General features: G+C 68.8%; 10 protein-coding genes and 1 pseudogene. 2 read left to right on the top strand and 9 right to left on the bottom strand.

Going from position 1 to position 8827, the window contains the following annotated elements:
- Positions 1-522 (top strand): molybdenum cofactor biosynthesis protein B, encoded by a 522-nt coding sequence (gene moaB, locus FAZ79_RS06210; RefSeq protein ID WP_136867114.1) that lies wholly within the window; start codon positions 1-3, stop codon positions 520-522.
- On the opposite strand, the gene FAZ79_RS06215 is transcribed toward moaB, so the two are convergent.
- The 9 genes and pseudogenes from FAZ79_RS06215 to glyA all read right to left on the bottom strand — a co-directional run bounded on the left by FAZ79_RS06215 (position 519) and on the right by glyA (position 7913).
- Entirely contained in the window at positions 519-1055 is a 537-nt protein-coding gene (locus FAZ79_RS06215; protein ID WP_136867115.1) for a phosphatidylglycerophosphatase A, read from the bottom strand. The genes moaB and FAZ79_RS06215 overlap by 4 nt on opposite strands.
- Complete coding sequence (gene thiL / locus FAZ79_RS06220; protein WP_136867116.1) at positions 1052-2017, bottom strand: thiamine-phosphate kinase; 966 nt, start codon at positions 2015-2017, stop codon at positions 1052-1054. The genes FAZ79_RS06215 and thiL overlap by 4 nt, the downstream gene beginning before the upstream one ends.
- Before the next feature lie 44 nt (positions 2018-2061).
- Positions 2062-2595, bottom strand: coding sequence for a transcription antitermination factor NusB (gene nusB, locus FAZ79_RS06225; RefSeq protein WP_136867117.1), 534 nt, complete (start codon positions 2593-2595; stop codon positions 2062-2064).
- A gap of 6 nt (positions 2596-2601) precedes the next feature.
- The gene (gene ribE, locus FAZ79_RS06230) at positions 2602-3084 is read right to left on the bottom strand and encodes a 6,7-dimethyl-8-ribityllumazine synthase (RefSeq protein WP_136867118.1); all 483 of its coding nucleotides are present in this window, start codon (positions 3082-3084) and stop codon (positions 2602-2604) included.
- Positions 3085-3108: 24 nt separating this feature from the next.
- On the bottom strand, positions 3109-4221 hold the full coding sequence (ribB, locus tag FAZ79_RS06235) for a 3,4-dihydroxy-2-butanone-4-phosphate synthase (RefSeq protein ID WP_136867119.1): 1113 nt from the start codon (positions 4219-4221) through the stop codon (positions 3109-3111).
- Between the two features lie 94 nt (positions 4222-4315).
- The gene (locus FAZ79_RS06240) at positions 4316-4954 is read right to left on the bottom strand and encodes a riboflavin synthase (protein WP_136867120.1); all 639 of its coding nucleotides are present in this window, start codon (positions 4952-4954) and stop codon (positions 4316-4318) included.
- A gap of 39 nt (positions 4955-4993) precedes the next feature.
- Positions 4994-6084: pseudogene (ribD, locus tag FAZ79_RS06245) on the bottom strand (bifunctional diaminohydroxyphosphoribosylaminopyrimidine deaminase/5-amino-6-(5-phosphoribosylamino)uracil reductase RibD).
- A 43-nt stretch (positions 6085-6127) separates the two neighbouring features.
- Entirely contained in the window at positions 6128-6628 is a 501-nt protein-coding gene (gene nrdR / locus FAZ79_RS06250) for a transcriptional regulator NrdR (protein WP_136867121.1), read from the bottom strand.
- 22 nt (positions 6629-6650) lie between these two features.
- Positions 6651-7913 (bottom strand): serine hydroxymethyltransferase, encoded by a 1263-nt coding sequence (gene glyA / locus FAZ79_RS06255; protein ID WP_136867122.1) that lies wholly within the window; start codon positions 7911-7913, stop codon positions 6651-6653.
- A 297-nt stretch (positions 7914-8210) separates the two neighbouring features.
- On the opposite strand from glyA, the gene FAZ79_RS06260 reads away from it, so the two are divergent.
- Complete coding sequence (locus FAZ79_RS06260) at positions 8211-8699, top strand: cyclic nucleotide-binding domain-containing protein (RefSeq protein WP_125199575.1); 489 nt, start codon at positions 8211-8213, stop codon at positions 8697-8699.
- Positions 8700-8827 lie beyond the last annotated feature (128 nt).

The following is an 8827-nucleotide window of genomic DNA, read 5'->3' on the forward strand; positions in this document are numbered from 1 at the left end:
ATGAGTGAAGACCGCGACTTCAAGCCGCTCAACATCGCCGTGCTGACCGTCTCCGACAGCCGCAGCCTGGCCGAGGACCATTCCGGCGACCTGCTGGTCGAGCGCCTCGAGGGCGTGGGGCACCACCTCTACGAGCGCGACCTGCTCCCCGACGACATCTACCAGATCCGCGCCGCGGTCTCCCGGTGGATCGCCGCGTCCGACTGCGACGTGGTGATCACCACCGGGGGCACCGGGCTGACCGGCCGCGACGGCACCCCCGAGGCGGTCTCGGTCCTCTTCGACAAGACCATCGACGGCTTCGGCGAGATGTTCCGGGCACTGTCCTTCCAGACCATCGGCAGCTCGACCCTGCAGTCGCGCGCGACCGCCGGCGTGGCCAACCGCACCTACCTGTTCGTCCTGCCCGGCTCGACCGGTGCCTGCAAGGATGCCTGGGACAACCTGATCGAATCGCAGCTCGATTACCGCAAGCGCCCCTGCAACCTGGTCGAGCTGATGCCGCGCCTGACCGAGCGCTAGCCCGCGAGCACCGCCGCGATACCCCACTGGCTGATCCAGACGGCCACCAGCGCATAGACGCCCGCCAGCAGGTCGTCGAGCATGATGCCCAGCCCGCCGTGCACCCGCCGATCCAGCCAGCCGATCGGCCACGGCTTGATCACGTCGAAGACCCGGAACCAGGCGAAGATCAGCAGCAGCTGCCACCAGGTCTCCGGCAACACCACGAACACCAACAAGACCCCGACGATCTCGTCGAAGACGATGCCGCCGTGGTCGTGAACGCCCAGGCGCCGGCTGGCCTCGCCGCAGAGATAGACCCCGACGAGAAACAGCACGGCCGTGGCCGCCAGCAGCAGCGCGATCACGGCCGCGTCGCCCAACGGGGCCGCCAGCGTCATCAACAGCCAACCGAGCAGGACACCGGGCAGGGTGCCGACGGTGCCCGGTGCGCGTGGCGCGAGGCCCGTGCCGCCGCCGAAGGCGAGCCACATCACCGGGCTCGCCCCCAACTCTCCCGCGCTGACGCGTCGCGAGGTCTTGCCCGCGCTCATGCGCCTTCCTCCCTGAAGTGGTTGTAACCGCGTCGTCCCGGCAGCGGGCGCCCGGCCCGTTCGCGGACCGTGCCCACCGGACCGGCCTCGTCGAGACGACCGATCACCGTCAGATCCCAGGCCGGTTCCAGTGCCAACCCGGGCGGCAGGGCGAGCAGCAACTCGTAGTCATCGCCACCGCCCAGCACGCGATCGATATCCGCGGGTCGGGCGTCGAGCCAGCGTCTGGCCGCCGGCGAGAGTGGAACGGCATCGAGATCGATCTCGGCCGACAGTCCGCTGGCATCGAGCAGGTGCCCGAGGTCCTGGAGCAGGCCATCGGAGATATCCAGACCGGCCGCCTGCCCGCACAGCGCCTGCCCGGCGGCCAGTCGCGGCTCCGGGCGGTCGAGGCGATCGAGGAGGTAGGCACGGTCGGCGTCATTCAGCCCGCTGGGCACCTGGTCCGGTTGCAGGGCCACGACCAGGCCCAGCGCGGCATCGCCGACGGTGCCGGTGACCGCCAGCCGGTCGCCGGCGCGCGCACCGTCACGCCGGATCGCCGTGCCGCGGGCAATCGAACCGAAGGCGGTGATCGACAGGGTCAGCTGCGGGGCCCGCACGGTGTCGCCGCCGACCAGATCGCAGCCCCAACGATCCGCGGCCGCACGCAGGCCGGTAGAGAAGCTTTCCAGCCAGGCGCTGTCGGTCTCGGGCAGGCCCAGCGACAGGGTGAAGCCCAGCGGGGTCGCGCCCATTGCGGCGAGATCGGAGAGATTCACCGCCAGGGCCTTGTGCGCGATGGCATCGGCGGCGGTGGCGTCGGGGAAATGCCGGCCGGCGACCAGCATGTCGGTGGCCACCACCAGTTGCTCGCCCGGCGGCGGCGTGAGGATGGCGGCATCGTCACCGACGGCCAGCGACACCGCGCGGTGCGTGGCGGGCCAGTCGAAGTACCGATGGATCAGGTCGAATTCCTGCATGTCGACCAGCGTCCTCCCGGACGACCCAGCTAATCCGGAGACCGTCAGTCCCGGCGGCGGGGTTCGGTGGGGCGGGCGCGATCGGCCAGGCGGTCGAGCACGCCGTTGACGTAACGATGCCCGTCGGTCGCACCGAAGCGCTTGGCCAGCTCGACGGCCTCGTTGATCACGATCGCGCGCGGGGTCTCGAGCATGTGCATCAACTCGAAGGCCCCCAGGCGCAGGATCGCGTGCTCGATCGGATCGAGCTCGTTCACCGGGCGGTCCAGGTGCGGCTCGATCGCCGAGTCGAGCTCCGCGGCGTGCTGCTCGACGCCGCGCAGGATCCGCCGGAACAGCTCGAGATCGATACGCAGCATGAAGGCATCCTCCATGAACTGCGCCTCGAGCTGATCGACCGGGATCGGGTTCATCAGCTGCTGATAGAGCCCCTGGGCGGCCCGTTCGCGCGCCCAGCGCCGCTGCTTGCGCGCCGGAGAGGACTTCGCGCCGCGGGCCGAGGGAGCCCCCTCGCCGCCGCGGGCATCCTCTGATCGATCGCCACCGGTGGGCTCGTCCTGGGGAAACTGCTTGATCATGGGTGCTTAGGCAATCTGGTCGATCTGATCGAGGAGGTTGACCATCTCGATGGCGGTGGCGGCGGCTTCCGCGCCCTTGTTGCCGGCCTTGCTGCCGGCGCGTTCCATCGCCTGGTCGACCGTGTCGGTGGTCAGTACGCCGAAGATCACCGGCATGTCGAAGTCGGTGGCCACCCCGGCGATGCCCTTGGCCGCCTCGCCCGCGACGTAGTCGAAGTGCGGCGTCGCGCCACGGATGACGGCACCCAGGCAGATGATCGCGTCGAACTTCTCGCTCGCGGCGACCCGCTGGGCCACCAGAGGCAGCTCGAAGGAGCCCGGCGCCATCACCACCGTGATCTGGGCCGGATCGATGCCGTGCCGACGCAGGGTGTCGATCGCCCCGTCGCGCAACCGGTCGACGACCTGCGCGTTCCAGCGCGTCGCCACGATGGCGTACCGTCCTGCGCGGGCCGTCAACCCGCCTTCGATCACCTGAACGTCATTCATGCTTGTTTGTCCCGTGAGCGGCGGTCATTCCGCCTCGTCGTGAATGTAGTCAACCACTTCCAGGCCGAAGCCGGCCAGGGCATGGAAGCGCTTGGGCGCGCTCATCACGCGCATCTGGCGGACGCCGAGATCCTTTAGGATCTGGGCACCCACCCCGTAATTTCGCAGTTCTTCGACCTCGCCACCGACCGGTTCGGCGGCCGGCTTTTCCCAGCCCTTTAGCTGGCGCAGCATCTCGTCCTCGTTGGGGGTCGAGCGCAGCACCACGGCCACGCCCGTCTTCATCTCACCCAGCCGGGCGAGCACGTCGGAGAACGGCCAGCCGCAGTCGCGCCCCTCGGGCTCGAACAGGTCACAGACCGCGTGGTGGACGTGTACACGCACCGGCGTGGGCGTCTCGGCGTCCGGCGTGCCGCGCACCGCGGCGAACTGCAGCTGCCCGCTGGTGAAATCCTTGTAGGCGTGCAGGGTAAAACGGCCGTGACGCGTGTCGATCTCGGTGGCGAACTGGTGCTCGACCGAGCGCTCGTGGCGCATCCGGTAACGGATCAGGTCCTCGATCGAACCGATCTTGATGTCGTGCTCGGCGGCGAAGCGCTCCAGGTCCGGGCGGCGCGCCATGGTGCCGTCCTCGTTGAGGATCTCGACGATCACCGCCGACGGCTCACGCGCCTCGGCCAGCCGCGCGAGGTCGACACCGGCTTCGGTGTGGCCGGCCCGTGCCAGTACGCCCCCGGGGCGGGCCATCAGCGGGAAGACGTGCCCCGGCTGGACCAGGTCGGACGGCTTGGCCTCGGGGGCCACCGCCGCGCGAATGGTGGTGGCGCGGTCGGCGGCCGAGATGCCGGTGGTCACGCCGCGCGCGGCCTCGATCGAGACGGTGAACGCCGTCTGGAAGGCCTCGCGGGTGCGGCTGACCATCAACGGCAGTTCCAATTGCTCGCAACGCGCCTGGCTGAGCGTCAGGCAGATCAGGCCGCGGCCGTAGCGCGCCATGAAGTTGATGTCCTCGGGGCGCACCTGCTCGGCGAGCATGACCAGATCGCCCTCGTTCTCGCGATCCTCGTCGTCGACAATGATGACCATGCGCCCGGCACGCAGGTCGTCGAGGATCTCGTCAATGGAACTAAAGCTCATAGGGTCTCTCAGCGCCGTCGAAGGCAATCGGGGATTGTATCATCGCGCGCCCCACTGTAGACCATCGCCCGGCCATGCTCGGGCGCGCCGGCCGTCAGGACAGGTCCTGGTAGGGGCTCTGGCCACCGCCGCCCACGCCGTCACCGGCCTGCAACAGGCGCTCGAGGTAACGGGCCATCAGGTCGACCTCCAGGTTGACCTGCCGCCCGGGGCGGTACTCGCCCATGATGGTCACCTCGAGCGTGTGCGGGATGATGGTCAGCCGGCAGCGCGTGCCGCTGACCTCGTTGACCGTCAGGCTGATCCCGTCGATGGCAACCGAGCCCTTCTTGGCGACGTAACGCGCCAGCTCCGGTGGCACCCGTAGCCAGAACTCGGTGGCCCGTGCCTCGGAGCGGCGGGCATCGATGATCGCCAGCCCGTCGACGTGCCCGCTGACCAGGTGCCCACCCAGCGGCGTGGCCAGGGTGAGCGCGGGCTCCAGGTTGACGCGCGAGCCGGGCGCCAGTTGCCCGATCGTGGTCAGGCGCAGGGTCTCGGCCGAGCAGTCGACCGAGAAGCGGTCGCCCTCGAGATCGGTCACCGTCAGGCAGACGCCGTTGACCGCGATGCTGTCGCCGATGGCGGTATTCGCCAGATCCAGCCCCGGGGCCTCGATGGTCAGGCGCGCGTCACCACCCGTGGGGGTCTGCTCGACCAGGGTGCCGACGGTCTGGATGATGCCGGTGAACATGCGTGTTTCTCCGCGGAATAAGGGCAATCGCCCGGCTGTTTAGCGGGCCGGCCGCAGGGTCAGGCGCAGGTCCTCGCCCAGCCGGGTCTCGTCGACCAGCGTCCAGCGAGTGGCGTCGGCCAGTGCGCTCGGCTCGGGCAGCGCCAGCGCCGGGCGGGCCTGGTGACCGAGTAGCATCGGCGCCTGGTAGACGACCAGCTCGTCGCATAGCCCGGCGGCGACGAACGCCCCGGCCAGCTTGGCGCCTGCCTCGACCAGCACCTCGTTGATTTCCCGCCGCGCCAGGTCGGCCAGGATGAAATCCAGGTCGAGGCCCAGCCCGGGGGCGGTCGGCGCCTCGATCAGGGTCGCCTCGCGCTTGAGCAGGGCATCATGATGCACCCCCTCGTTGGCGTCCCGGGTGTAGATCCACACCGCCCCCGGCGAGTCGAAGATCGCGGCGAACGGCGGCAGGCGCAGGCCGGAGTCGAGCACCACGCGCGCCGGCTGGCGCACCTCGCCCTCGATGCCGAGCTCGTCTGCCGACAGGCGCACGTTCAGCCGCGCGCTGTCGGTCAACACGGTATCGATGCCGCTCAGGACCGCGCACTGGCGCGCGCGCAGGAACTGCACGTCACGACGCGCGGCCTCACCGGTAATCCACTGGCTCTCGCCGCTGGCCAGCGCACTGCGCCCGTCGAGCGACTGGGCCACCTTGACCGTCACCCAGGGCCGGCCGCGCTCCATGCGCGAGACGAAGCCCGGGTTGAGCGCGCGGGCGGCCGCCGGGGCGATTGCCTCGCTCACCTCGACGCCGGCCTCACGCAGGATCGCGTGCCCGCGCCCTGCCACCTGCGGATTGGGGTCGTTCATGGCGGTGACCACGCGGGCCACCCCGGCCTCGACCAGTTGCGGCGCGCAGGCCGGGGTGCGGCCGACGTGGCTGCAGGGCTCGAGCGTCACGTAGGCCGTGGCCCCGCGCGCCCGTTCGCCGGCGCCCGCAGGGCATGCACCTCGGCATGCGGACCGCCGGCGCGGGCGTGAAACCCCTCGCCGACGATCTCGCCGTCACGCACCAGCACGCAACCCACCCGCGGGTTGGGCGAGGTGGTGTAGCGCCCGCGCTCGGCCAGCCGGAGGGCATACGCCATCCAGTGCCGGTCTTCGCGAGGCGTGGGCCGGTCGGCGGGGGACTCAGTTGGCATCGCCGATCAGGGGCAGTTGGTGATCCGGGTCGCTGATCACGTCGTTGGCCAGCGATTCGATCGCGTCACGGAAGGCCTCGACGCTGTCGAAGCTCAAGTACACCGAGGCGAAGCGGATGTAGGCAACATGGTCGAGCCGGCGCAATTGCGCCATGACCATGTCGCCGATCTCGCGGGCGGCAATCTCGCGCTCGCCGCGACTCCTGAGCTGACGTTCGATCTGCTCGATCGCCTCCTCGATCCGGCGGGTGGGCACCGGTCGCTTCTCCAGCGCGCGCATCATGCCGTCACGCAGCTTGCGATCGTCGAAGTTCTGCCGCGCGCCGTTGGACTTGACCACCCGCGGCATCTGCCGGTCGGCCCGCTCGTAGGTGGTGAAGCGCTGCCCGCAGGCGGCACACTCGCGCCGGCGACGGATGCCCTCGCCGGCGTCGATCGCCCGCGAGTCGATCACGCGGGTGTCGTCGTTGCCGCAGATCGCGCAGCGCATGCCCTGCCCCAGTCAGGCCCGATCAGGCCTGGTTGGCTTCGTAGACCGGCAGGCGACGGCAGAGCGCGGTGACCTTCTCGCGCACCGCCTCGATCACCGACTCGTTCTCGAGGTCGTCGATGATGTCGCACATCCAGCCAGCCAGGTCGCGGGACTCGTCGACGCCGAAGCCGCGCGTGGTGATCGCCGCGGTGCCCACCCGGATGCCCGAGGTGACAAACGGCGACTGCGGGTCGTTGGGCACGGCGTTCTTGTTGACCGTGATGTGGGCCCGACCCAGCGCCTCGTCGACCGCCTTGCCGGTCAGGCCGCGCTTGACGAAGCTGACCAGGAACAGGTGGTTGTCGGTGCCGCCGGAGACCACGTCGATGCCGCGATCGACGAACACCTGCGCCATGGTCCGCGCGTTGTCGATTACCTGCTGCTGATAGGTCTTGAAGTCCGGCTCCAGGGCCTCCTTGAAGGCCACCGCCTTCCCGGCGATCGCGTGCATCAGCGGGCCGCCCTGGGTGCCCGGGAAGATGCGTGACTGGAATTTCTTCTCCAGATCCGGGTCGGCCTTCGCCACGATGATGCCGCCGCGCGGACCGCGCAGGGTCTTGTGGGTGGTCGAGGTGACCACGTGGGCGTGCGGCACCGGGTTCGGGTAGAGGCCGGCGGCGACCAGGCCCGAGACGTGGGCCATGTCGACCATCAGGTAGGCACCCACCGCATCGGCGATCTCGCGGAAGCGGGCCCAGTCCAGCACGCGCGAGTAGGCGGAGAAGCCGGCGATGATCATCTTCGGCTTGTGCTCCTTGGCCAGGCGCTCGACCTCGTCGTAGTCGACGTAGCCCTCGGCATCGATGCCGTACTGCACGGCGTGGTAGATGCGCCCGGAGAAGTTGGGCTTGGCGCCGTGGGTCAGGTGACCGCCGGCATCCAGGCTCATGCCCAGCACGGTATCGCCCGGCTCGACCAGTGCCTGGAAGACCGCGGCGTTGGCCTGCGAACCCGAATGCGGCTGGACGTTGGCGTAATCGGCGCCGAAGAGCTGCTTCGCCCGCTCGATCGCCAGTTGCTCGGCCACGTCGACGTACTCGCAGCCACCGTAGTAGCGCTTGCCCGGGTAGCCTTCGGCGTACTTGTTGGTCAGCACGGAGCCCTGGGCCTCCATGACGCGCGGGCTGGCGTAGTTCTCCGAGGCGATCAGCTCGACGTGATCTTCCTGGCGACGCACCTCGGCGTTGATCGCATCGGCAAGTTCCGGGTCGTAGCCCGCGATGGTCATGGACTTGGCAAACATGGAGTCGGCTCCTGGCAAAGGTGAAAATCAAATCCGGGGCGGCCTCGACGCCTCGAGGCCGCGAAACACAAGCGGCCGCCCCGAGGCGTACGCGGGCGACCGAACAATGCCGCGAATTCTAGCATGTTGCGCTCGGTCGCCTGCCCGGCGCATGGGAGCGATATGCAACAACGGCATGAATCCGCGTCATGACGGATCGTTACCGAGTGCGAGCATGCAAAGCATCGACAAAACCCCGCCCGCTCGCGACAATGAAAGCCATTAACGATTTGAAACCGGCATGGGAGCCTTCACGCGATGATGACCGACAACGACCGCGACGCCCTGGTCGACTTTCTCGCCCGCCACGTCGACACGCAGATCCTCACCCACGCCGAGGTCAGTGCGTTTCTCGACTTCTGCGACTTCGAGATCATCGAGCGCGGCCGGATCATCGCCGACATCGGCGAGGTGGGCGAGTCGCTCTACTTCCTGCTCGACGGCACGGCCGAGCTGATCGTCGGCCCGACCACCAACGAGGTGCCGGTCGGCCAGATCCACGCCGGCGAAATGCTCGGCGAGATGAGCTTCTTCGATCGCCAGCCGCGCAACGTGCGCATGCGGGCGCGCTCCTCAGTGCGATTGCTGCGCCTGCCGCGCGAGAAGTACAACCGCCTGCGCCTGGAACACCCCGTGTTCACCGTGCTGCTGCTCGAGTACGCGATCGTCAGCCTCGATCACCTCTATCGGCGCACCAGCACCGACGTTGCTCAGCTCAACCAATACATCCACAGCATGGGTGGCTAGGTGTGATCTCTCAACAGGTTGTCCACGGAACCCATCCAATGGATGCTGAGTTTGCCGACCAAGCAATCCATGACAGGAGGGTCCCGTGGACATCCATCAGAATGCCGCGCTAACACCTCGAGGTCGAG

Source organism: Guyparkeria sp. SB14A (assembly GCF_005096345.1).
GTDB lineage: Bacteria > Pseudomonadota > Gammaproteobacteria > Halothiobacillales > Halothiobacillaceae > Guyparkeria > Guyparkeria hydrothermalis.